The 25,386-nt window shown below is 43.6% G+C and carries 21 protein-coding genes, 1 tRNA gene and 1 pseudogene; 4 read left to right on the forward strand and 19 right to left on the reverse strand.

The features are described 5' to 3' along the window. Window positions 1–43: 43 nt before the first annotated feature. From QI63_RS08165 to glpK, 10 genes are all read right to left on the reverse strand, one after another. Window positions 44–925 (reverse strand): DNA-methyltransferase, encoded by an 882-nt coding sequence (locus QI63_RS08165; RefSeq protein ID WP_044015413.1) that lies wholly within the window; start codon window positions 923–925, stop codon window positions 44–46. Then, the gene (locus tag QI63_RS08170; protein WP_235619662.1) at window positions 926–1,798 is read right to left on the reverse strand and encodes a type II restriction endonuclease; all 873 of its coding nucleotides are present in this window, start codon (window positions 1,796–1,798) and stop codon (window positions 926–928) included. Beyond that, entirely contained in the window at window positions 1,776–1,961 is a 186-nt protein-coding gene (locus QI63_RS12450; RefSeq protein ID WP_052185525.1) for a hypothetical protein, read from the reverse strand. The genes QI63_RS08170 and QI63_RS12450 overlap by 23 nt, the downstream gene beginning before the upstream one ends. A 26-nt stretch (window positions 1,962–1,987) precedes the next feature. Then, window positions 1,988–2,935: a DNA adenine methylase gene (locus QI63_RS08180; protein ID WP_235619663.1), complete on the reverse strand. Its 948-nt coding sequence runs from the start codon at window positions 2,933–2,935 to the stop codon at window positions 1,988–1,990. A gap of 228 nt (window positions 2,936–3,163) precedes the next feature. Continuing rightward, window positions 3,164–4,207, reverse strand: a complete 1,044-nt coding sequence (locus QI63_RS08185; protein WP_044015416.1) for a hypothetical protein — start codon at window positions 4,205–4,207, stop codon at window positions 3,164–3,166. A 197-nt stretch (window positions 4,208–4,404) separates the two neighbouring features. Beyond that, on the reverse strand, window positions 4,405–5,280 hold the full coding sequence (locus QI63_RS08190; protein ID WP_044015417.1) for a hypothetical protein: 876 nt from the start codon (window positions 5,278–5,280) through the stop codon (window positions 4,405–4,407). A gap of 359 nt (window positions 5,281–5,639) precedes the next feature. After that, a complete protein-coding gene (locus QI63_RS08195) occupies window positions 5,640–6,230 on the reverse strand; it encodes an SAP domain-containing protein (protein ID WP_044015419.1) in 591 nt (196 codons plus the stop codon). A gap of 117 nt (window positions 6,231–6,347) precedes the next feature. Further along, entirely contained in the window at window positions 6,348–7,595 is a 1,248-nt protein-coding gene (locus QI63_RS08200; RefSeq protein WP_044017225.1) for an NAD(P)/FAD-dependent oxidoreductase, read from the reverse strand. 13 nt (window positions 7,596–7,608) lie between these two features. Continuing rightward, complete coding sequence (locus tag QI63_RS08205) at window positions 7,609–9,156, reverse strand: NAD(P)/FAD-dependent oxidoreductase (RefSeq protein WP_044015421.1); 1,548 nt, start codon at window positions 9,154–9,156, stop codon at window positions 7,609–7,611. A gap of 3 nt (window positions 9,157–9,159) precedes the next feature. Next, window positions 9,160–10,653 (reverse strand): glycerol kinase GlpK, encoded by a 1,494-nt coding sequence (gene glpK / locus QI63_RS08210; RefSeq protein WP_044015424.1) that lies wholly within the window; start codon window positions 10,651–10,653, stop codon window positions 9,160–9,162. Window positions 10,654–10,861: 208 nt separating this feature from the next. On the opposite strand from glpK, the gene QI63_RS08215 reads away from it, so the two are divergent. The 3 genes from QI63_RS08215 (at window position 10,862) to trxA (ending at window position 14,110) form a co-directional block, all read left to right on the forward strand. Continuing rightward, window positions 10,862–11,671, forward strand: a complete 810-nt coding sequence (locus tag QI63_RS08215; RefSeq protein WP_044015425.1) for a class I SAM-dependent methyltransferase — start codon at window positions 10,862–10,864, stop codon at window positions 11,669–11,671. A gap of 186 nt (window positions 11,672–11,857) precedes the next feature. Then, complete coding sequence (locus tag QI63_RS08220) at window positions 11,858–13,684, forward strand: hypothetical protein (RefSeq protein ID WP_235619664.1); 1,827 nt, start codon at window positions 11,858–11,860, stop codon at window positions 13,682–13,684. 120 nt (window positions 13,685–13,804) lie between these two features. Beyond that, window positions 13,805–14,110 (forward strand): thioredoxin, encoded by a 306-nt coding sequence (gene trxA, locus QI63_RS08225; RefSeq protein ID WP_044015431.1) that lies wholly within the window; start codon window positions 13,805–13,807, stop codon window positions 14,108–14,110. Window positions 14,111–14,234: 124 nt separating this feature from the next. Here trxA and QI63_RS08230 read toward each other — a convergent pair whose 3' ends face one another. From QI63_RS08230 to sufC, 5 genes are read right to left on the reverse strand one after another with little or no spacing between them, the layout of a single operon-like run. Further along, on the reverse strand, window positions 14,235–15,020 hold the full coding sequence (locus QI63_RS08230; RefSeq protein ID WP_044015432.1) for a TIGR00282 family metallophosphoesterase: 786 nt from the start codon (window positions 15,018–15,020) through the stop codon (window positions 14,235–14,237). Window positions 15,021–15,028: 8 nt separating this feature from the next. Next, window positions 15,029–16,225, reverse strand: a complete 1,197-nt coding sequence (locus QI63_RS08235; protein ID WP_044015434.1) for a SufS family cysteine desulfurase — start codon at window positions 16,223–16,225, stop codon at window positions 15,029–15,031. Then, window positions 16,218–17,456 (reverse strand): Fe-S cluster assembly protein SufD, encoded by a 1,239-nt coding sequence (gene sufD / locus QI63_RS08240; RefSeq protein WP_044015436.1) that lies wholly within the window; start codon window positions 17,454–17,456, stop codon window positions 16,218–16,220. Before sufD ends, QI63_RS08235 begins: the two co-directional genes overlap by 8 nt. Continuing rightward, on the reverse strand, window positions 17,456–18,904 hold the full coding sequence (gene sufB, locus QI63_RS08245; RefSeq protein ID WP_044015438.1) for a Fe-S cluster assembly protein SufB: 1,449 nt from the start codon (window positions 18,902–18,904) through the stop codon (window positions 17,456–17,458). Before sufB ends, sufD begins: the two co-directional genes overlap by 1 nt. 8 nt (window positions 18,905–18,912) lie before the next feature. Next, window positions 18,913–19,644: a Fe-S cluster assembly ATPase SufC gene (gene sufC / locus QI63_RS08250; RefSeq protein WP_044015440.1), complete on the reverse strand. Its 732-nt coding sequence runs from the start codon at window positions 19,642–19,644 to the stop codon at window positions 18,913–18,915. Between the two features lie 186 nt (window positions 19,645–19,830). Here sufC and QI63_RS08255 point away from each other — a divergent pair. Next, window positions 19,831–19,902 (forward strand) — tRNA-Val (locus QI63_RS08255). 67 nt (window positions 19,903–19,969) lie between these two features. On the opposite strand, the gene aroC is transcribed toward QI63_RS08255, so the two are convergent. The 4 genes and pseudogenes from aroC to QI63_RS12455 form a co-directional block, all read right to left on the reverse strand. Further along, entirely contained in the window at window positions 19,970–21,085 is a 1,116-nt protein-coding gene (gene aroC, locus QI63_RS08260; RefSeq protein ID WP_044015442.1) for a chorismate synthase, read from the reverse strand. Window positions 21,086–21,347: 262 nt separating this feature from the next. Next, window positions 21,348–21,860, reverse strand: a pseudogene (locus QI63_RS08265) (hypothetical protein); the annotation flags it as partial. Between the two features lie 257 nt (window positions 21,861–22,117). Then, on the reverse strand, window positions 22,118–22,507 hold the full coding sequence (locus QI63_RS08270) for a hypothetical protein (RefSeq protein ID WP_044015443.1): 390 nt from the start codon (window positions 22,505–22,507) through the stop codon (window positions 22,118–22,120). 174 nt (window positions 22,508–22,681) lie between these two features. Next, entirely contained in the window at window positions 22,682–24,766 is a 2,085-nt protein-coding gene (locus QI63_RS12455; RefSeq protein ID WP_052185528.1) for a leucine-rich repeat protein, read from the reverse strand. Between the last annotated feature and the right edge of the window lie 620 nt (window positions 24,767–25,386).

Raw genomic sequence — 25,386 nt, forward strand, 5'->3', positions numbered from 1 at the left:
GGTTTGTCTGCAATGTCAGGTTGAAGCAGGTGTTATTGTGTTATTATTCTATCAGTAAATCAATACCGTAATAGATTTTCGTTTCTCGTATTTGAATAATATCATTTATTTTCCGATCTGAATACTTCAAAATTTTTTCTCTATATTGAGATTTTATTTTTATATCCTCTATTTCTTTTCTTCTTTTAACAGACAAATCAAGAAAGCCTATGTCTTTATCTATTCCTAAAAAATTTCTTTCTAAAAGATTGGCAGCGATTCCAGTTGTTGAACTTCCCGTAAAAGGGTCTAGAATCCATGCATTTTCTTTTGTGGAAGCAAGAATTATTCTTGCAAGTAAAGGTAAAGGTTTTTGAGTTGGATGTTTGCCAAATGCTTTTTCCCATCTTGCGATTGCCGGTAAAGTCCAAATATCCCTCATTTGTGTTCCGCCATTGATTTCTTTCATAAGTTCGTAATTGAAGTAATGTTTTGATTTCTCAGATTTCCTTGCCCATAAAATAAATTCTGTAGAATGTGTAAAATAACGACAACTCAAATTGGGTGGCGGATTTGTTTTTTGCCAAGTTATACAGTTTAGAATTTTATAGCCGATTTCTTTCATAGACTGAGCGATTGAAAAAATGTTGTGAAATGTTCCTGAAACCCAAATTGTTCCAGAATCTGATAATTTTTCTCTGCACAAGGAAAGCCATTTTTTGTTGAATTCGTTATCTGCTTCAAATCCTTTTGATTTGTCCCAGATACCTTTGTTTACAGAAACTTGTTTTCCAGATTTAACAGAAACGCCATCATTACTTAAAAAATAAGGCGGATCTGCAAAAATCATATCAAATTTAAAATCGAATTGAGGCAATATTTCTGTACAATCGGCTTGTACCAATGTGAAATCATGATTTTCTGATTTAAAATATGATTGAAGCATTTATTTGAAAATTTCTTTCATTACACCATTTTCGATATCGGCAATGTTGTAAATTGTATCTAATACATCAAATGTTTCTTCTAAATTATGGCGGGCACTTTTCCAGCCTGAACCATCTGTGAACCAAACAAAAGTTACGCCTTTAATTGTTGCAACTTCATGGGCGAGTGTCTTATAGCTTCTTGAAGTTTCATTAAGTTTCGAACCTCCTGAACCATAAAAGTTTGTTTCGATTACATAAATTTGCTTGTTAGTCTTTACAACATAATCAAAGCGTTTTTCCATTTTTCCTTGATTTGAAATTGCAGATAAATCAGTATTCCACTTTTCTGTAATTTCATGGATGTACATTTCTTTGAAGTAATTTTTATCTTTAATAAAACCTGCTCTTTGAATGTAACTTTCAATCAAGTCTTCCATCAAATGACCGCCACGATTTTTGCGGCCATTTGAATCTAGCCCAATTTCAACACCTGTAACATAATCAAACAGATTGCTTATTAAATGGTTGGCAAGCAAGTCAAACAATCCTGATTTTTCCATAAAATTTACATATTCTTTTGCTGTGTAATTTGCTTTTACAAAATTGAATGAAAAACTTCCGTTTATGTCTATTACAGGAATTTTTGAAGTTCTTACAGCAAGCAAAATCGGAATACATTTTAAAGTTTCAGGATATTTTGTAAGAATTGCTTCGAAATCTGATTTTATATTTTTGGAACCGATAAGAGAATTTAAAATACTAAGTTCAATTTTTATAGAATCCACATTTACGAAAACTTTTTCAAAGTCTATGTAATATGAATAAGTTGCAATACTTTCCCTAAAAGTACGAAACCATAGATTAAAATTACGCTTCATTTGAAGTTTCATTCTCATTGTTTATAGGAAAACGACAATCTCTACAGTAGGATTGAGGTATGATTTTACCATTCCCCATATTCCGATAACCAAAAAGTTCTTCAATCTGAGCTTTACCTATCGCTATTTTTTCACAATTAGGGCATTTTGCATAATCATCTTTTCCGTATGGCATTTTTTATAGTACCTCCAAATAAAAAATTATAAGCAAGCAACTATTAATTCCGTAATTTTACCACGTTCGCTTGCCTTGCTGTTTATCATGCGTGAAGCATTTACTCTATGAATCTGATACGGTCTATATAAATCGTCAAAAAAATTATCTTGAGAATTTACATTTTTGGGATCTGAATTACTAAGCAAAATTTTTGCACCTTTCGCATGAATTTCGTTTACAAAGTTTCCAAGTTCAATCTGTTCTTTATCACCGAATTTTTTTTCTGAATATGCTGTAAAAAATGAAGATTCTGTGAGCGGACGATAGGGAGGATCAATGTAAACAAAGGTATTTGAATCAATAAAATTTTTAGTTTGCTTGTAGTCGCCGGTTCTTATTTCTATATTCTGAAGAACGTCGCTTATGGCAATCAAATTATCTTCATTGCAGATTGCCGGATTTTTATAAACGCCGCTCGGGACATTGAATAAACCTTTCGAATTTACTCTGTAAAGTCCGTTAAAACAGGTTTTGTTTAAGTAAATCATCAAAGCGGCTTTTTCTAAGGAATTTTCTTTAGCTTTTATTAAATCGTTAAATCTTTCTCGTTTTTTAAAATAAGTTGTTTTTCTTTCTTCTTGAGTCTGTTTCTGATATTGGTTTTGCCAATTTGAAAGCAAATTAATTAAGTCCTCTGGAGCATTTTTTATTTGATGATAACAGTTTGTCAGTTCAGGATTTATGTCATTTATTAAAATTTCTTTTGGGCGAAATTTTAAAAGTACATCAAATAAAACTGCCCCGCCACCAACAAAAGGTTCACAATATTTTTCAATCTTTTGAGGATAAAAATTCCCTATTTCGGAAAGCAGCTGACTTTTTCCACCTGCCCATTTCAGAAAAGGCTTTACATCTGTAATCGTACTTCTCATTTCTTTAATATAGCAAATTTTTGGATGTTTTTCTATAGCTTCTTTGTTTTCTCTTTTCAAGAGGAGGTTACCTCACTTTCTCCCATAATAGTCATGTCTCTCTCGGCGGTTCACTGCATAGCAGTATCACAGTAACATTCGCTTAACCTGCATTTGTACCTTTGCCGACGCGCTTAGCGGCGGCAAAGTTGGCACGAAAGTTGCATAAAAAAAGGGAGCCGTAGGCGACCGTCCAAGCAACTTCCGTGCCAAAACAAATGTCAGGTTGAAGCAGATGTTAGCTGATGGCTACTTAACTGTCCAAAAACTATTAAGGGTATGATTCGAATTCTGCCTTTCATCAATAAACAATTTATCATAATAATTATGAATATCATCCCATGTCATATTTTGTCTGATAGCACCATCTGGATTTAACCACATACAATTCATAAGATTATCAAAAACACATTCACATGTCCGCCTTGGGAAATTACTTAATAATGAGTTATAGAACGTATCGGTTGTTTGATAATGATGAGTATGTATAAATGGCTGCCATGTTTTTCTAAGTTCATCTTCTTTTTTGATATCTATTATTTCTATTTGTTCCAAATTTCTTTCTTCACTATTTCCCCATGCTTCTTTAAGCATTCCTATTGCTTCAATGTCTGATAGTGGGGCACTGTATCCAAATATCGTAACAATATACGCTTTCCTTAAATAATGTTTTAATACATTCCAAGAATCACGAGTATACAAATCACTATTATAATTTTTTTGCTTGATAGGATAAAGTAATTTTATTGGTTTCAATGGCTGACCACATACACTACATAAATTTGTAATTAATCCACCACGCTTATGCTCTTCACATAAACCAACTGCAACATTGCCATGTAAGAATGATAGTTCAGGTAGATTATCCGTGAATCGTAATGCTCTTTGGTATGCTTGCAAAAGTAATGGATCCCAATTAAATGTTGCAACTAAATCTTTCGATCTAAGTGAAAGTAATAATAAATCATATATAGTCGGCTCATTCGGTATTTTTAAATTACTAAAGTATTCATATATTGTGCTTTCAACTTCTAACTTGACATCACTCAATTCAGGTCTATCATATAATTCAGTATATATATCTTCAATATTGTCTGATTTTGTCTTTAAATCTACTCCTTTTATTAATTTTTCGAGGCAAAGCTTCTTTAGAAATCCATTCATAACACTGATTTTATTGTTGTTTAAATCACCATTTGGAATTGTGGCTACTGATGCACCAGCTCCAAGAATTACTATATGAGGTCTATTTTTCATTAGTTTCTCGTATTTCTCAATTTCTTCTTTTTTCATAATTTATCCTCTACCTCGAAAGTATTCAGCTAACATTCGCTTAACCTGCATTTGTGGCTTTGCCGGCGCGTAAAGCGGCGGCAAAGTTGGCGCAAAAGTTGCATAAAAAAGGGAGCTGCAACAGCAGCGACCGCCAAAGCAACTTTCGTGCCAAAACAAATGAGGTTGAGCGGGTGTTAGATTTTTATTTTTAAATATTAAAATCCAACCACTATGGTGTCGTCTTCTGCATCCCCTTCATATACAGTGTACAGTATCTCTTTTTTTAATCCGAAATAGGCAGATGAGCCAATTTCCCATTCAACTGCACTACCATCAACTGTTTCAACTTTCAGTTCTACTCCTTCTAAAATTTTACTACCAGATGTTACACTTATATTAGTTGTTTGATTAGTACATTTCACTTTACTTGCATTAAATTGAATCGTTATTTCTTTTTTATCCTTCTCAGAATAATCTAATTTAATTTCATTTAAATTATTTGCATCGGAAACTTTAACATTATACCACAAATAATTAAATTCATATAATTGCTCAATATTTTTTATTTTCCATACAGCAACTTTATCAGAGGGAATATTTTTAGGAGTGAACTCCAACCCGTCCTGTTCAAGAACTTCAGAGTTTTTTTCTATCTCGCTATCATCCTTTTTACATATAACTTTTGTATCATCAAAAACTATTTTTAACTTTGCTGGGATTTTCAGAGTATAACTTACATTGATGGTATTTCCTTCTGCATCATTTTTTGAAATCTTATACCATATACCGGAAGATGTGGCATTTTCTATTTTCTTACCAATCATCCATTTATCAACGATCTTCCCAGTGGGAATATTTATTGCAGTAAACCACACCACAGCACCTTCAGCAACCATCATATCACTTGGTATCTCTGCATTATTACTGCCATCAAAACACTTTATCTTTGTTTTGTCAAATTTTATTACTATAGTATTCGGATTGCTTGAATTGCCTGAACCAGCGGGATTTTGACATCCTGTTATCACAAGTACTGCACTAATTATTAAAACTAATGCGCCAATTATTGAAACTACTTTCCTCTGTTTCATGTCAACCTTCCTTTCGCAATGTCTTTTTCCATTGCGAGTTCTATTTCTCAGTCGAATGCCTGTTTCGATTGATTCTGTGCTCGCTTGCCTCTAGGCAGGTCAATCTAACATCTTTTCGGCCCTTCCTCATAATATCATACGAACGCCCCATCTGTAAGCTAAACTGTTACAAGATAAGAAATTAAATTTTTCTTCCATAATAAACACCGGAACACATCATCAACAACCAGATTAGGCCTATCTTCGCTAAATGGGATAAAGGCGAATCGGTGTACTTGAGGAAACACCCATTGCCATGCCCACGCTTTACCTGCAGCGGGATATTTTTTTGCAAGGGCAGAGGGAAGATTAAAGTTTCTCTATATATTTATCTCTGCGTCAGGGGTGTTGATTTTTTTCCACGTTATATAATCTTTTTTGACTTTCATATCTTTTAGCTTATTCCATGCCTCTAAAGCATCTTCTCTTGTTGCATTTTTTTCATTTGCCAGATAATCACTGATGAAGTTATTAAATTTACAGGATGGAATTTGAGGAAGCTTTCCTTCCGTTTTGTTTAACCGAATGTATTCACAAATGACATCATTATACGTTATTTTTTCACCATGAGAAAGTTTGACTTCAATCCATCGATTAAGCCAATATTTTGCCCCTGATTTCGGTTTTAATCCTCGAACTCGTTTATCCATTTCACTATGTATGAATTCCCATGTTTCTTTTTTGTTGCTAAAATTTTCAACATAAGTATGACTATTCAATATGTCTCTATTCCGGCTTTTACTCCGATAACAATTCTTTTTATTCACCGTTCCGGTTTCCAAAAACTGAATAATCATCTCTTCAAGCTGATCCTTTCGTATTTTTGAATCAAAAGGAATTTCAAGCGATTTTGCTAATGCTTTGAGTTCACTCATGTACCAATATTTATTCTCAAATGCTTGTATTGTCATAGAGCTTTTTTCTTATGTACCGTGATTATTGTATAACTGTATGCATTAACAGTTATCATACTATCATCAATACTGATATCCTGATTTCTGTGCACGCCGCGTCCGGCTAACACCCCATTACTGCACCGTAACTTCTGCGGTGATTGGTTCCGTCAAGGAACGTATTTTTTCGGTGCTCAACGGTATGTTGATCATTTCGGAGGGAATCATGCGGGCAATCCGTTTTGTTGCAAGCACCGTGTTGCCCGATTTTACCGATACGATTGAGTTTTGGTAGATGGCATCCACCCGCATGGACAGGTTCACCCCGTCGGGCATGTGCGTCAACACCTTGCGCGGCATCACATAGCGGATACCTTTGCCGAGCGTACAGGGAACGGAAGCCGAATCGGTCAGCGCGCCGAGCGCGTACAGTCCTGCGTGTTTACCGGCGATTCTGCTTTCCCGTGTTACAAAATCGACGATGTCGTGTACATGCAGCACATTACCGCAGGCGAATATTCCCGGTATCTCTGTTTGCATCGCGCTGTCAACCATCGGTCCGTTGGTAATCGGGTCGAGTGTGACACCGGCTTTTACCGAAAGTTCGTTTTCAGGGATCAGACCTACCGAAAGGAGGAGTGTGTCGCAGGGATAATATGTTTGTGTGCCTTCAATTTCGTTAAAATGCGAATCGATTTGCGAAACGGTAACGCCTGCCAACCGGTTCTTTCCGTGGATAAAGCTGATATTATGGCTTAACAAAAGCGGTATACCGTAATCCTCCAAACATTGGGCGATATTCCGGTTGAGTCCGCTCGAAAAAGGCATAATCTCTACGACGGCTTTTACCTTTGCACCTTCGAGTGTCATGCGCCGCGCCATAATCAATCCGATGTCGCCGGAGCCGTAAATGACAACCTCGCGCCCCATGCGGCAGCCTTCCATGTTCATCATCCGCTGTGCCATGCCCGCAGTATATACACCCGCCGGACGGTACCCTTTTACGGCAATCGCGCCCGCAGTGCGTTCGCGGCAACCCATCGCAAGCACAACGGCTCCGGCCTGTATGGTTTTAAGCCCGTCCATCCCTGCCGCAGTGATAAGCCGCTCCGGCGAAATATCGAGTACCATTGTATTCAGCATTACCTGAATATCCGTTTGTGCAGTCTGCATAATAAAGCGCTGCGCATATTCCGGCCCGGTCAGTTCTTCTTTAAATTCATGCAAGCCGAAGCCGGCGTGGATACATTGATTGAGGATGCCGCCCAATTCGCGGTCGCGTTCGATAATCAAAATTTTTTTTACGCCGGTTTCCCGCGCGGCGAGGGCTGCTGCCAAACCTGCGGGGCCGCCCCCGATCACTACAACATCATATTTCATCATGCTCTTTTTCCATTTAAGATTTTGAGGAATTACCGCTGCGGATTTCACTCTCTGCGGTGTTCTTTAACCTTCCCAATACGATCTCCGTACCCTTGTCCGATTTGGCGATGTTTTCCATCGGCAGCTGTAATTCCCTGCTGAGGATTTCCAAAACGCGCGGCGTACAAAAGCCTCCTTGACAGCGTCCGGTTCCGGGACGTACCCGCCGCTTAACACCGTCAACGGTACGCGCTCCGGCAGGACGGCGGATTGCTTCGATGATTTCCGCCTCCGTTACCGTTTCGCAGCGGCAGATGATCCGTCCGTAGAGCGGATTTTCCGCAATCAGGGCTGCCCGCTCTTCGTTGGAAAGGGCGGAAAACTGACTGATACCTTTCCGTGCAGTAACAACCTGCGGCTTTTTTATCAGCTCCGCTCCTGCATATTGCAAAAGCTCCACAACGTATTCGGCAATTGCCGGCGCCGAGCTCAATCCGGGAGATTCGATACCTCCGGCGTGAATAAATCCCTTTGCATGCTTTGAAGCATAGATCATAAAGTCGCCGGTACTTGGACGGGCGCGCACACCGGTAAAGGTGCGTATGGTTTTTCGGAAGTCGAGCGCCGGTACCGATTTTTTTGCGGAACTGTCAATCTTGTTCAGACCGGCAAGCGTTGTCGAAGTATCCTCGCGGTCGTCAACGTCCTGTGCCGTCGGTCCTGCCAAAAGGTTGTTATCATAGGTGGGAGTTACCAGAACACCCTTGCCCATTTTGGTCGGCGCCTGAAAGATAACGTGATGCACCAGATCGCCGCATACCTTATCCAACACACGGTACTCACCTTTGCGGGGATTGATAGTGTAATCGCAATCGCCGATCATCGCGGCAATCTTATCCGCGTAGAGTCCTGCGGCATTGATAACATACCGCGCGGTAAAAACTCCCTGCGATGTCGTTACGGAAAAAGTATGTTCTTGCACCAACGTTTGTGCAGTTACAGCGTGAACGGCGGTATCCTGTGTTGGCGCATGTTGAATATCCTCATCTATTTTTTGTATGCCGGTTACCTCGGCATTGCATATCAGCTCAACGCCGTTTTCTACCGCATTTTCGATAAAGGCATACGTCATCCCAAAGGGACACACGATACCGGCAGTCCCGCAAAATAGTGCTCCCTTCGTCTCGGGCGAAAGGTTCGGCTCTTCCGCTAAAGTCTTTTCCCTATCCCAGATCTCAAGCTCCGGCACACCGTTTGCAATGCCCCGTTCATAGAGCTTTTTAACTTCCTCCATATCTTCATCGGAGAAAGCAACAACTAACGAACCTATCTGCTTAAAATGAAATTGCAGCTGCGGCGCAAGGCGGCGGATCAATTCATTTCCGCGTACATTGAGGCGGGCTTTTAATGTGCCCGGTTTTGCGTCAAAGCCTCCGTGCACAATAGCGCTGTTTGCCTTGGAGGAACCTTCGCAAACTTCCGAATGTTTTTCGAGCAGAGCAATGCTCAGCCGGTACTGCGACAACTCGCGTGCAATAGCACACCCGACAACACCCCCGCCGATTATAATCACATCATACATGAGTTAGTTTTCCCAGTTCATGGCACGTCTTATCGCCTTTTGCCAACCGGCATAGCGCTGTGTCCGCGCCGCTTCGTCCATTTGAACGGTGAATGCGCGGCCTACTGCCCAGTTGCGTTTAATTTCTTCCATATCTTTCCAGAAGCCGACTGCCAGTCCCGCCAAGTACGCAGCGCCGAGTGCGGTTGTTTCCAGCACCTGCGGACGGTGCACCGGTACGTTCAAAATATCGGCTTGGAACTGCATCAAAAAATTATTGACCGCCGCGCCTCCGTCTACTTTCAGCGCCTTGAGCATAATGCCGGAATCTTTTTCCATTGCGGAAAGGACATCCCGTGTCCCGTAGGCAATCGACTCAAGGGTGGCGCGGACAATGTGTTCACGCTTAGCGCCGCGGCTTAAGCCCACAATCGCACCCCGCGCATACATATCCCAATACGGAGCGCCGAGACCGGTAAAGGCGGGCACAACGTATACGCCGTTGGTATCTTCTACCCGCTCTGCGTAATACTCCGTTTCGGCGGCGTCGTACACCAGTCTTAACTGATCCCGCAGCCATTGCACGGCTGCTCCCGCTACGAAGATACTTCCTTCAAGCGCGTAAGTTACCGTGTCTTCGATGCCCCACGCAATGGTCGTTAACAACCCGTTCTGCGAGATAATCGGCGCAGTGCCGGTGTTCATCAGCATAAAGCACCCGGTGCCGTAAGTGTTCTTCGCCATGCCTGCTTCGAAGCATGCTTGTCCGAACAGCGCCGCCTGCTGATCTCCCGCGGCTCCTGCAATGGGGATGTCGGCGCCGCCGAAGGTGCGTTCATCGGTTTTGCCATACACGCAGCTTGACGGTTTTACCTCCGGCAGCATTGAACGCGGAATATTCAGTTCCGTCAGAATTTCATCATCCCATTGCAGGGTGTTGATATTGAACAGCATGGTGCGGGATGCGTTGCTGTAGTCGGTAACGTGTACCTTGCTGCGGGTTAAATTCCAGATGAGCCACGTGTCGATATTCCCGAATAACAGTTCTCCCCGTTCCGCCCGCTCGCGTGCTCCCGCTACATTATCAAGTATCCATTTTATTTTCGTGCCGGAAAAATAGGCGTCGACAATTAGCCCTGTCTTTTTCCGTATCGTATCCGTCCATCCCTTTGCTTTGAGTTCGTCGCAGATTGAAGCGGTACGGCGGCACTGCCACACAATCGCATTGTATACGGGCTTTCCGGTATTCTTATCCCACACGACGGTGGTTTCGCGTTGATTGGTAATGCCGATTGCCGCAACCTCATCGGGGCGCGTTCCGGTTTCTTCCAATACTTGCCGGGCAACACCGCTCTGAGTTCCCCAAATTTCCATGGCATCGTGTTCCACCCATCCGGACTTAGGAAAAATCTGAGTAAACTCTTGTTGTGCAGTAGCGATAATCGTACCGGCTTTATCAAATAAAATAGCACGGGAACTCGTTGTTCCCTGATCAAACGATAAAATATATTTTTTCATGCTATGATATACTATAAAGCGGTTCAGGCAATTATGCAAGTTCAAGGATGCATACCAGCCTTACCGGATAAAAATGTTGCCCCCTCTTGACTTAAAATCTCAATTGAATTTGTATATGTAATAAACAGGAATGGAGCATTTAGAGTGTTAAAAAACAGAGATCTTAGATTTTTCAGCATTTCCTGTCAGAGTCTGAGCGGAGGTAATTATGAATGAATTTAACGGCGTGGCCGATACGATGCTGATACCGATGGCTGCGCGGATCTATGCGTCTAAACATTTTCCTGAATATTTTTATGATGAAACGGCTTTGTCGTTGGAATCAAAAATTCCGGCGGGAACATTTGAGCGGATTTGGAAATCATCGTCTCAATATACGATGCTGGCTTCGGTCGCTCGCTATTATAATTTTGACGAGATGATAAAAAATTTTTATGCCAAGCATGAAAAATGTAATATCATTAATCTTGGAGCCGGATTGGAAACTGCCGCGTTTAGATTACCTGAAATCAAAGCTCCGTTTTACGAAATTGACTTACCCGAAGTGATAGCGTTGCGTAAAAATATTTTGAATACGAGAGAAAACGAAATGCTGATCGATGCGGATATTTTTAAGCTGGAGTGGACGGATGGTATTGACACTTCTATCCCGTCCTTGTTGATTGTATCCGGCGTCTTTCAGTATTTCCGCGAAGAAAAAGTGCTGGCTTTTTTATCCGCGATTAAGGAGCGCTTCCCGAAGGGGGAAGTAATTTTTGATGCGACAAATGCAATCGGTATAAAGTATGCCAATAAGTATGTACAAAAAACAGGTAACACTTCGGCGCAGATGTATTTTTATGTAGATGACGGTTCTGCCTTTGCACAAAAATGCGGCATGGAACTCATAGAACAGCGTTCCTTTTATACTACCGCACGGAAGATGTTAAAGCGTAAATTAAAGCTGTATACCCGTATCGCGATGAAAGTGTGTGACGATGGGGGCAGAACCATTATTCTGCATTTAAAACTGAATTAAGCGGATACGGTAATGACTTCCTTATAAAATAAACCGATAGACTTGCCGGTTTATGGGTATCCACAAACTTTAAGCTTTCCTCTTGTTCAATTAGAAAAAGTATGCGATAATAAAAAGCAAATGGCTGTTAGTGTAAGACTCCCGGATATTTTGCGCACTTATGCTTTGCGTTTTAATAGTCCATTTGTGGGGATTAGCGAATTAACCGATTATTTACGAAAGTATGCTCAAAGAAATATAGCTGAAAAGCCGGATCTTGCTTCTTTCATTGATATATCGGAAACAAGATTGGTAACGGAACTGGAAGCTCTTGAATCGGAAGGAAAAGTAGAGCTTATTGACGATAAACGGAAGGGTAAAGTTGTCTTTGTTCCGTTCTATTTCCTCGATAAGGTAACCCGTCAATACGAGACGATTCGGGAAAAGCCGGAATTGCCTTTTCCGCTTGCCAGCGCGATACCGCAGAATTTTTCCAAACGGTTTCTTCGTTATATCAGGATTAATACCGATTTTACCGAACTGCAGCCGGAAGCTGAAAACAATACCTTTCTGTATCAACTTATGTTTCCGGATGACACACCTCCGCTTATCTTCCCGGGGAATTTTTCTACCGATCAGATGCTTGATCTTGCGATTGCAAAATTACGCTTCTTTTTTCAGAAGGATGAATTACGGGATTTTATTCAAAAGAAGTTGATAACAGCAAACCCCGGAAAAGAATATTCCATTAGAAAGTTTATTCTTACGATTCAAGCCCATTCTTCCGAAGCCATGTATACGTTGAAAAAATCAGGCGATGTATATTTGTATTGGAGCTATCTTTGCTCGGTTGTAAAACAGGAATTTTCGAAGAAAACCGAAAAAATGAGCGATGAAATCACCATTTTGCAGGCTATCTTTATTATTGAATACCTGAATAACTATTACCGGAATAAGACGCAGCAGTCGCTTCAACGGGAAACTGCACTAAAGAATCTTGATTTGGCACTTCAAAAGCCTCCATATTATTTTAATAAGGCTGCCATTGTTAATTTTAAAGATTCCCGCGGGGTACCGCTGCTCGGGCAATATAGTCAAGAGGATCTTGAAGAATATATACAGGAAAAAACTGCTGCTGACGGCGATACTAATTTACCCGACCTTCTTAGCTTCAAAACTCCTGATGGCGAGCGGTATTATATCATGTTGGATAAAACGGTGCCATTGATTATCTCACTGGTAAACGATAACCGGAAAAAATTACGGGATGTTTGCTTAAAGAAATGGTATCAACAACTGATACGGTTTGAACAATCCGATGCGATGCACACCGATTCGGCGTTTAATCAGTTATTAAAGACCTTATGTGCGGAATACGTACCGGTATTGTATGCATTACTAGGGGCCCCGTTTATTCCTATGCTTTCAGCCGACAAACGTATTACGGAACATCAGGCTGCAGAAATTCGGAGAATATTTTCCCGTGACCGGTTATTGTCCTATACCGACTTATTTATGATGAACAGGCAAGAACTTTTAACCGATGCAAAAATTCTTTTGCCTTTCTGGTATACGATTCCTATTTTATCTTCTATCATCGCTTTTTTTATGCGCCCCAAGAAGTCTCGTCACACTGCTCGGTCGGGAAATTCTAAGTCAGGATCTTTACCGCAGCAGCCGGGAACCACGAATAAAAAAGTTTCACCGCGGGAAATTGCGAGCGAACTGCAGGCTGAATTTATTCCTGAAAATAAAAGTCTACAGGATTGCATTATTGAACAGCTCGATTTGTGGAATACGATTATCGATCCGGTAATTAGAAAGCAAAATACCGAGGATGTGAACTCTTTTATCAGAGATCAAGTAAAGATAGCGCATAAGACGCAGTCTTTTTTAAAATTAACTTCCGATCGTATTCGTAATCTGGCGGATGCAATTGTCAGTACGCCCGGTTTGGCAAAAGTAAAAAATAAAGGGGCACTAAGACTTTATACGGAATATTATATCTTATGGCTTGTGCTGCATTCTGTATAAGAAAAGAATGCATATCCTCTATTCGATAGCGTTCTTTTTTTGTATCTTAACAATGTCTGAACTGATAAATACCGGTTAACCGGTAAATAGCTCAGTTCATATTTTATGGAGGAAATTGGTATGGCTGTACTACATTTAAATCAGGAAAATTTTGATAAGACAATCAATGATGCTGAAACGGCATTGGTAGATTTTTGGGCACCGTGGTGCGGGCCTTGTAAGATGCTTGGTCCCGTTTTTGAAGAAGCGGAGAAGGAAGTTAACGGAAAAGCCGTTCTTGCGAAGGTCAATGTAGACGAACAGCAAGACCTTGCAGTAAGATTCGGCGTTACCAGTATTCCGACGCTTATCCTTTTTAAAAATGGAAAAGAAGTTAAACGCTCTCTCGGATTTATTGATAAAGCAAAAATACTGGCGTTGCTCTAACAAGCAGGCAATCAACATACCCCGATGGATGCAAAGTCGGGGTATTTTCCCCTCCGCATCAATAAGAACATATTTTAGGAACTGCTGACCGGTCGAGCGGTTTCATCTTACGGAACGCCGGTCTTTAGATACCCGCCTTATATACCCGTTTTAACGAAAGCGTTTTTTTTGTTTCCAATGATACCCTTGCAATAATACCGCAGAATAGTGCTTCTCCGGTTTCCGGTATGTTGAAGGTTTGCGGGGTAAGTGTGAGGCTTCGGGCTACAGCAGCTTCAATAGAGCTGCCGATGATCGAATGGAATGCCCCTATCATACCTGCATCGGTAATGTAACCGGTACCGCCTGTGAGGATACGTTCATCGGCGGTTTGCGTATGGGTATGAGAGCCGAACACACAGGAAACACGCCCGTCAAGATAATACGCGAGCGCCTCTTTTTCCTGTACCGATTCCGCATGGAAATCCACCATAACTATGCCGCCAGCCTGTTCCGCTAATAAACGGTCAGCCGTTTGGAAGGGACAATCGATTGGGCGCATATTTTCCCTTCCTTGGATATTCAGTACCGTCAACGTCCCTTGAGGTTTACGCACGGCGATGATGCCGCTACCCGGCGCAAGCGGGTAGTTTGCAGGGCGCAGTATCCGTGGTTCCTGTCCGAAACCGGCTCGCAAATCAAACCGCTCCATACTGTGATTCCCGCCGGTAATCACATCAACTCCGGCAGCAAATAACCGCTCGGCTTGTTCCAATTCTATGCCGGAGCCTTTCGCCGCATTTTCTCCGTTTACGATTATAAAATCAAGTTTTTCAGCTTTGAGCAGCTCCGGTATCACTCGTACTGCAATATCGACACCGAGTGTTCCGCAAATATCTCCGCCGAAAAAAAGAGTCAGTTCATCACCCATTACGCAATCTACCGCTTAAACACATCGTACACTTTTTTGAGGGCGGCGGCGAGGGCGTCGATGTCTTCCTGCGTGTTGTAGATGCCGAGGCTTGCGCGGCAGCAGGAGTTGATACCCATGTAGTCCATTAGCGGCTGCGTGCAGTGGTGTCCGCTTCTGACCATAACGCCTTGCTCATCCAGAATATACGCAGTGTCGTGCGAATGGACGTCTTTGACGTTAAAGGCGACGGTTGGTACCCGCCGCTGCGCATCCGTATAGTACGCTTCTACAAAGTCGAGGCTTTTTAAGGCGGTTAAGAGTGAGCGGTGCAATCCTTCCACATAGCTATGCAATTCTTCAAGTCCGAGCTTTTTCAAAAAGTCGATACTCAACTGTAAAGAATGAATTGCAGCGGCATCTAAGGTACCGCCTTCGTACTTTGCACCGCCCGCTTTAAATTCGCTGGTTTGCTCGCCGACATAATCAATCATGCTGCCGCCGTAAAGGAAGGGCGGCATTTTTTCGATCAGTGTGCGCTTGGCATACAGCACTCCGGCGCCGAACTCTGCATAGAGCTTGTGCCCCGAAAACGCGAGAAAGTCGCAATCCCATGCCGCAACATCATGCGGAAAGTGCGCGATGGACTGAGCCGCATCGATAACGGCGACGGCGCCGTGCTTATGCGCTTCCGTGATAATCTCTTGTACCGGAAAGACAACGCCGGTGGTATTGACGGCGGCGGTTACCGCTACAATCTTGGTGCGGCTGCCGAGCAGGGTTTTAAAACCCGCCATGTCGAAGTTGCCGTGCTCATCAAGGTAAACATACCGCAGCGCGGCGCCGGTTTTCCGCGCAACGAACTGCCACGGAATAAGGTTTGCGTGATGGTTGGCAATTGCAATGATTATTTCATCGCCGGCGTGAAGCTGCTCTAATCCGTAGCAGTATGCAATGATATTGAGCGATTCAGTCGCATTCTTGGTAAAAATGACCTCGCCGGAATCGTCGGCGCCGATAAAATCGCTTACCGCAGTGCGGGCGGCTTCAATCAACGCGGAAGATTCCATCGCAAGGGTATGGGAGCCGCGTCCTGCATTTCCGTTGCTGCGGGTGTAGTACGCCTGTACGCCGTCGAGCACTGCCTGCGGACGCTGCGCAGTTGCGGCAGCATCCAAATAGTGAATATTCCGATTTTGTAGCAACGGGAAGTATTGCTTATACATGTGCCGCTCCCATTTTGCCTTGAGCACTGTCTGACGCCGCTGTTTCGGTGCCGGATATTGCTGTTCCGGTTTTTGATGCTGCAGCCGTTTTATCCGCTTGCGCCTGAATCTGCGTTGATAGGCGTGCATCAAATTCCTCGTTCAGCCGGTTCCGTATTGCCTCATCAGGAATACTGTTAAAAACGGGGCGGAATGCAGCGTCGATAATCAGTTTTTTTGCGCTGAGTTCGTCGAAGCCGCGGCTCATTAAATAGTAGAGTTTTTCTTTATCGATGGCGGCAAAGCTCGCGGCATGCTCTCCGATAACGTCATCCTCATCGCAGAAGATGGTCGGGATACTCGTACCGGCGGCATTTTTATCAAGCATGATACTGTTATCCGCAAAGCGGGCGACAGAGGCTGAGCAGCCCTTATTCAAGAAAATATTGCCGCGGAAAACCTTATGAGCCTCGTTTTTCAGCGCGCCGCGGGCTTTTATCTCCGACAGCGTGCTCTTGCCGTTGATAATCAGATTATGTTCAAGATCCATCCGGCGCGTTTTATCGACAAAGTACAGCGGGAAGATATACACTTCCGCCCAATCTTCCTGCATATAGGAAGAATAGGACACACCGCTTTTTTGCGAACCGAGCTGTATGTCGTGAACGGTTACCCGTGCTCTTTCGCCGACATCCATCCGCACCGTTTCAAAGTTGAGCGCGGTGTCTGCAAAGTTTTGAATTTTGATAATCTCGACTGCGGCATGTTTCCCGACACGGATACTGATAAGTCCGTTCCGATACGATTGCAGCGCGGGGGATTTTTCGTCGGTATCGAAGTAGAGGATGAGCCGCGCCGCAGCGTTATCCGCTATGTCGATATAGCTCCGGTCAAACAACACGGAATGAGCCGCGTCAACGGTGAAGCGTACGAAAAAGTCCTGCATCGCTTCGGGTCTGTTCTTAGCGTATTCAGCTTTATCAGCTTCAATTTTGAGGTAAAAACCGCTGTTCCGCTTTGCCTGCACCTCATCGGTAAAACGTTTCCCCAGTCCGCAGTTTTTTTCGCGCGGAGACTTTTCGGTGTTGAATATTTTTGCAACCTGCTCCGCACTGCATGTTTTGAGGAAGTCTTCAATCGGCAGATACTGCGCGGTTTTAGATTCCGTATGAAAAAAGATACCGGAAAAAGGAGCCGCCGGTACATCCTGTATATGGTAATCGAGCCGTTTAAAATAGTTGTCGTTTCTCATCAGCCTATCGTCCCCTCCAGCTCAATGGAAATAAGGTTATTCAGCTCGACGGCATATTCGAGCGGAAGCTCTTTGGAGATCGGTTCGACAAAGCCTTTGATAATCAAGGATTTAGCCGTCGCTTCGTCGAGGCCGCGCTGCATTAGGTACAGAATCATCGAATCGCTAATGCGTCCGATCTTCGCTTCGTGTCCGATGTCGGCATCGTCGGTATGGTTTTCGATAATCGGGATGGTGTCGGTGCGGGACTCGTTATCCAGCATCAGGGATTCGCATTCGGCGAGCGCTTTCGCGCCGGTTGCTTCTTTACCGATAACCAGCAAACCGCGGTAGTTTGATTCGCCGCCGTTTTTCGCAATGGAGCGCGAGTGCATTTCGGACACGGTGTTCTTACCGATATGGACGGTTTTAGTACCGGTGTCGAGACACTGCCCCGCGGAAGCGAAGGTAACGCCGGTAAACTCGGAGCGCGAGCGGTCTCCCTTCAAAATACTCATAGGATAGAGCATTGTTACGCGCGAGCCGAACGAGCCGGACACCCATTCGATAGCGCCGTCTTCTTCTACGATTGCCCGTTTGGTGTTCAGGTTGTAGAGGTTGCGCGACCAGTTTTCAATAGTGGAATAGCGCATGGTCGCCTTTTTGCCGACATACAGCTCGACGGCGCCCGCGTGGAGCGCATTTTTATAGTACTTAGGTGCGCTGCATCCTTCGATAAAGTGCAGATAAGCGCCTTCATCGACGATAATCAGCGTGTGTTCAAACTGCCCTGATTGGTTCGCGTTCAGTCTGAAATAAGATTGCAGCGGGAGTTCGACCTTGACGCCCTTGGGTACATACACAAACGAGCCTCCCGACCATACCGCACCGTGCAGCGCGGCAAACTTATGATCGTTGGGCTTTATCAGCTTCATAAAATGCTCGCGGACAAGATCACCGTACCGCAGCACCGCCGATTCCATATCGAGGTACACAACCCCTTGGTCTGCCAGATTTTTCTGCAAGCTGTGATACACTACTTCCGAATCATACTGAGCGCCGACGCCTGCCAGCGAGGTTTGTTCCGCTTTGGGAATACCGAGCCGGTCAAAGGTCTGTTTAATCTCCTCCGGTACCTGATCCCAGTCGGTTGCCATCGGCTTTTCGTCCGAAACTATATAATGGATAATCTCTTGAATATTGAGGTCGGAAATATCGGCACCCCAGTCCGGCATCGGCCGTTCAAAAAAATACTGCAAAGATTGCAGTCTGAGGTCAAGCATCCACTTGGGTTCGAGCTTGCGGGCGGAAATCTTTCGCACCACATCTTCGTTCAAACCGACACCGGTGGAATACTGATAATCGATTTTATCCTTTATATCGTAAATACCCCGCTCAATATCGGAGATGAAGGTGCGCTTCCGCGTTTGGAACAGGGGCGAGCGAGAATCTCTAAAATCATTACTCATAGCCGCTCCTACATCCCTGCGTATCCGTGCTTTTGAATATGCTCTACCAGCTCGATGCCACCAGTCTTTACCAGTGATCCGTTAATCAACACGTGGACATAATCGGGCTTTAAGTAATCGAGCACCTTGCTGTGGTGAGTGATGATTAAAATACCCATATCCGGCGTTTTCAGTTTTGCAACGCCCTCAAATACAATTCTGGTGGCATCGATATCCAAACCTGAATCCGTTTCGTCCAGAATAGCGAGCTTGGGTTGGAGCACCGCGAGCTGTAATATTTCGTTCTTCTTTTTTTCGCCTCCGGAGAAGCCCACATTCAAACTGCGGTCTGCATACTCGGGATTGATGCTGAGCGTTTGCATTAAACGCATCAGTTCTTTATGAAAGGTGAGCGCCGGGATTTTTTTACCGGTGACGGCTTCCTTTGCAGCGCGGAGAAATTCTTCTACTTTTAAGCCCGGAATTTCTTCGGGATTTTGAAAAGAAAGAAAGATACCTTTCCGCGCCCGCTCAAAAACGGGCAGATCATTGAGTAATTCTCCATTAAAGAAAATTGAACCCTGATTTACCTGAAAGACGGGATTCCCGACAATCGCTGCGGCAAGCGTGGATTTTCCGGCGCCGTTCGGCCCCATAACCACGTGTACCTCGCCTGCGTTGATGGTCAAGTTCAAATTATGCAAAATCGGCTTTTCATTCACCGATAGATGTAAATTTTCTATATGTAATAGCGGTTTCATTCGCAACTCCTTCGTGTGAAATTTGTTAGTTCAATATTATAACAAGTTGCAAAATGCATTACAAGGCTTCGCAATATACGAGCATTATACGGGCACATTGATAGGAAAGGGCAACCGCAACAGGAATATTTTAAACGCTTGCCTAAACACCGAAAATATGCTACATTCGCTCCGTTGTTTCGTAAAGGACGATTAACTCAGTGGTAGAGTGCTACCTTCACACGGTAGAAGTCACTGGTTCAAACCCAGTATCGTCCATTTTATCTTTCTCATTATTTACTACGACACTACAATTCAATAGTGCTACAATCCGATATCGATTTAATTAAACTTTTAAGATTTGAGCTGCTCCTTGCCGAAGCATCATATCCGCAAGCACAATGGCAACCATCGCATCGATAACAGGCATGATCCGCCGATAGAGGCAGACATCATGCCGTCCCGTAATAGCATGACTCATGCGGTCTCCGCTTGCGGTTTCCATTATCTGTTCTTGAGCGATTGAAGGCACCGGCTTTATGACTGCCTGAAACACAATGTCTTTTCCGTCGGATATGCCGCCGCTAATTCCCCCGTGATGATTTTTATCGAGAGCGTTTGCTTCCGAACCGGACATACGTGCCAGCTGAAAGCCCGCCCCGAATGCAATACCCTTAACGCTGCCGATGGAGAGCACCGCCTTTGCGAGTTCCGCTTCGAGCTTATCAAAGACCGGTTCACCGAGACCGGCAGGAACATTCTGCACCATACATTGTACAATAGCTCCGGCGGAATCGCCTGCCTGTTTAATCGAAGCGAGTTTACTATTTATTTCCGAAGGGAGTTCATCCGTTGCAGAGATCGGGGCGCAGGGGATGCCTACAATTTCTATTGCTGAGGTTTCAATGGTGATCGGGAGGATAGAACCATGCTGCGGGCGGTGTTCTCCGACAGCGGATGTGCCGTCCAGCGGCTTACCGTCAGCTGTACACGCCGTATACTGTGCGGGATGCGGTACCGGATAGTGTGCCAGCACTTTCTTTGCGATAACGCCTGCAGCAATTCGTGCAGCGGCTTCACGTCCCGATGCGCGTCCGCCGCCGCGCCAGTCGCGGCGGCGGTATTTTGCCTCGTAGGCAAAATCCGCATGACCGGGACGGTATATGTCTTTTAGTGCTTCGTAGTCATGCGGACGCGCATCGGCGTTGCGCAAAAGCACCGCAATCGGCGTTCCGAGGGTTTTGCCTTCAAATACGCCGGAAAGGATTTCGGGTATATTCGGTTCCCGCCGCGCGGTTTCAAAAGTACCCGAAGGCCGTGCCGTATTAAACGCAGCGGTAAAATCTTCAAGCTCCAGCGGAATACCGGCGGGGCAGCCGTCAACGACAACGCCGATTGCGGCTCCGTGGCTTTCGCCAAAGGTAGTAACTGTAAAGATCGTTCCGAATGTATTTCCTGCCATGGCGGTAGTTTATTCTAAATACCAGCAGAGCACAAGATCGCCGGAGGGCAGAATGGGGGGAAACATTGAAGAAACCGGATTTACCTTTTTGTAAGGGCATCCGCATAAGACGCCTTTTACAAATATGTAGGCATCTGCTGTGTTACACTGTCAAAAGCGTACTTTCTTGTACGCTTTTGACGGCAAGTTTTTCAGTAGAATAATGTGTCGTTGAGCGGTAACACTGTGGTGAATATTCAGGTTATCTCAAGAGTTCTTATTATTAAGAGAGAGCCTCCACTTCCTGTATGGTTAAGCCGGTTACTTGCACGATCTTCTGGATAGAATCGCCGAATTGTTTTAATATGCGTGCTGTTTCGAAGGCTTTTTGCCGGGAGCCTTCGGCATATGCAACCTTCCGCTCTTCTGCTCGTTGTACCGCTATATCGGTTGCATAATCATATTCTGCTATTAGCATATTTATGACCTCCTTTGACTTACGCTGCAGGTATTCTTTCAATATACCATTCTGTATACAGTCTTTTATCGCCTTTTCAAAGCCGTATTCTTTATCCCGCTCAATATTCCGCCGTACCGTTTCAACAAATAGACTGTATTCTGCTAACGGTTTGCAGCTTTGCAATATCTTATTACCTTTATGTTCATTGATATTGAGAACTTTTACTTCTAATTCTAATGATATATGCTCCGGCTTTGTCATAAAAGCATCGGAAAGATGCAATACTGTTTCGGTAGGGTATTCTTCTTGCCCATTGTAAAAGACATAAAACTCCGGTTCTTTTGCAAATATGCGGGATTCTGTGGGTATGCTTAATCTTCTCCCTACGCTCTGTTATACGCGAAACTCTTTTTGTGTATTCACGGTTCCGCTGTTATTCAGCTGGTCTTGCCCCCTTTCGGGACAAGACCCCATCCGCTCGTGCAAGCAGCTATTATTTTATACACTACTCAGTTTGTTAATTATCGCAGTGACTCTATCTTGAACTTCATTAACACTTTCGTCATTGGATTACAAATATAATAAATGTATATCTAGACATTGTACCAATAGTGTTCATCATATCCGCAATACTCGGCTTCATAAGTTTCGTGTAAACTTTCTAACGTTTTTTTGATTTTGTCTGCTTGTTGCTCACTCCCGCCATAGTATGAAATATAAAACCTTTGATTTTCATTTTTCCTAAAGTCATACCCTATCCAAAAATAAAAATCGTTGGTAATTTTGTAATATCTACCAAAAAATCGGCAATCGACATTGGCTAACAAAGGTGTAGTCGTATTACCAGGAGTTAAATTTATTTCTTTACAATGACCGGAAGGCACCCATTGTGTGAATTGCGTGAATTGCGTTATTTTATCTATTATATTAATAAAATTATCGCTGATACAGCAATTTCTCTTAAAATCATCTTTTGTCGGCATACTTAATCTCCTTCTTATATGTTTTATACGCGAAGCCTTGTCTTGTATTCATGTATTCGCTCTCGTTCATCTGGCGGCTTGCCCCCTTTCGGGACAAGCCTTTGTCTACCATTTCTTCCGTTAAACGGGGACTTACTTTTTCAGACGGTATAGCACCGCCTGAAAAACCTTCAGTTACTCTAAAGCCGGCTCAACCATGATCTTATTATAAGGAATATCGCTTTGGCTGGCTAAAGTACTTCTTACCCCTTCAAATTTTACGGTAACTCTTAAATCGGCTGGAACACTCCCATAGGTATCAAGACCGCTAAATGAGTTTGGTCTCGGCCGCTTATAGGAAAACAACTTAGGATATTGTTCAAATTCGGAATGTTCAAATTCGAAACGGCAGCTTTGTGATAAAATTACTAAATTCTTTAATCGCTGGCAACTGAGGAAAATGAGTTTTTTCATTGTAATAGATTCACCCGTTATTTTAAGGCTTTCTATACGGCTTGATTCAAAAGCCTTTTCATCAATCCGTTTAACCGTTTTAGGCAATACAATCTCAGTGAAAGCGCAGTTTTTAAATGCTTTAGCACCTATTGTCTGTACCTGTGCTTCCCCCCAATTGAAAGTACGGAGACTTCTACAATCTGAAAAAGTATAGGCCTTTATCTCGGTTATCCTCTTTGGAAGTGTTATTGTCTCTAAATTTCTACACCCACTAAAAGCCCCAGCACCAATATTTGTAATACTTTTCGGCAAGTGAATAGTTTCAAGAGCGTCGCATTGTGAAAACATGCCACCACTTATTGCCGTTAAATCTTTCGGTAAGGTGATGCTTCTTAATTGTGAACAGTACTGAAATGCGGACTCACCGATAGTTGTAACACTGTTCGGTATATCTACAGCCGTCAGTCTTTTGCAGTTATAAAATGCTGACTTGCCGATAGATGTAACACCCTTAGATATGCTGATTGCTGTAAGCCTTTCGCATTCATAAAATGCTTCTTTGCCAATTTCGGTAACGGAATTTGGGATAAGCACACCGGTAATATATGGACAACTTTTAAATGCCTGCTCCTTAATAGTCGTAACACCGGCAGGGATTTCCACTACGCCTTCTGCAGCAGGATCGCATTTTTCCAACACGTTACCATTAATCGTTAGCAATGAAGAATCAACGATACTGTTATATTCAAGGTCAACGGAAACCGTTACGGGAGCAGAGACCGTCAGCGTCGCAAGAGGATTTGTATGCGCCGGTGTGTCGGTGCCGTTCCACTGCTTAATACGGCAGCAGCTGGGAATGTCAGTAGAAAACACAATAACCTTACCCTGTTCTACTTCGCCTCCGGTAAAGGGGATGCCGTCGAGCTGCGCCTTTAAACTCCCCAGCTTTGGCTGGGTAAAGGTAACATTAAACTTCTGCACCGGAATAACAGCGCTTTCAAATTCCACCGAAACGGTTACGTTTTCTTTTACCGTTAGTACAGCCGTTTTATCAGTACTTGCAGGATTATCCGTTCCCGTCCATTTCTTTACACGGTATCCGGCAGCAGGGGCTGCGGTAAAAACAACAGTTTTCCCTTTTTGCACGGTGCCGCCGGTAAAGGCTTCTCCGTCCACCTTAGCACTCAGCGTACCGTTCTCCGGTGTTCCGGTAAAGCTCACCGTATATTTTTCCACAAGGCTTTCTATATCAATAAACTCAACGGCTACGGCGCTCGTTTTTTCTACTATTAAGCCAACCGTGGTGTCGGTACAGCCTTCTTTTCCCGCACCCGTCCATTGCTTAACGGTGTAGCCCTTATTCGGTTCCGCCTTAAAAAGCACCGTCTTTCCTTCCGCTACAGTTCCACCCGTAAAGTCTTTTCCGTCAATACTTGCCGTAAGATTTCCGTGTTCGGGTTGCGTAAATGTAACCATATGCATAATTGCCGTGCATTCTGCGGTTACCGAAACGCCTGCTTTTACGGTCAGTGTTATGGTAACTTTGTCTTCGGATTTGTCTATTCCCGTCCAGCGTGCAACCTTCATACCGCTTTGCGGATGAGCGATAAAGGTTACGGTCTTTCCGACTCCAACGAATTCCCCGTTTGTAATTGCCTTTCCGTCTACACTGGCGGTAACGGTTCCCCCGATAGCGCTAAAGCTAACCGGATATGAATTAACCGTAATGGATGGCTGCTTACAGCCTGCGTATACAAACACAAATAACAAGAGGTTTAAAACAGCTGCTCTTTTCATTTGTGTTCCCTTTTTTTGTGTACGCATAGTACACCTCCTTTTGTATGTTGATGTAATTGAATGGAAAAACAGGAAACCGGTATAAATGCAAAAACCGTACTGAAGGCATACAAAGCAGCCGGTACGGTTTGCGGTAAAAGAAAAAAGGTTAAAAATGTATAAATTATTGCAGTATAAAGAGTTATTTTAATGAGGGGGGGGGTAAGTCTTTAACAGATAATGAGTTGCCCGCCTCATCCTTTTATCGTTGAAGAGGGAAAACGCCCTTCTGTTAACGGTCAGAAAAACTAATGATCTGTGCGACTTCTTTATCTGCATAGGGGATATGGTATAGTGGAAGGTGGCAAAAGTCAAGGTTCTTTTGAAAATATACGGCGCATCTGCGTTGTCGCTTAACAAAAAACAGTCCTCGACGTATCAGAACCGCCACGGATGGCGGTGATTCTATTCAGTAGCACGTTTGCATTGCAAACGTGTAGGTAAAGAATGTACAGGGATGTACATTTTTTGCCGTGCCTGCGGGTGTTTTTTGTACGCTCCTCGTAGTTTCAGAACGGACAAGGATGTCCGTGGTGATAAGCAGCAGCGAGATTTGTGTTATGCACAAATCTCGTCGTTGAGAAGCGTACAAGGAGGTGCGCTTCTCG

The sequence above is a fragment of the Treponema sp. OMZ 838 genome (assembly GCF_000775995.1).
In the GTDB taxonomy this organism is placed as follows: Bacteria; Spirochaetota; Spirochaetia; order Treponematales; family Treponemataceae; genus Treponema.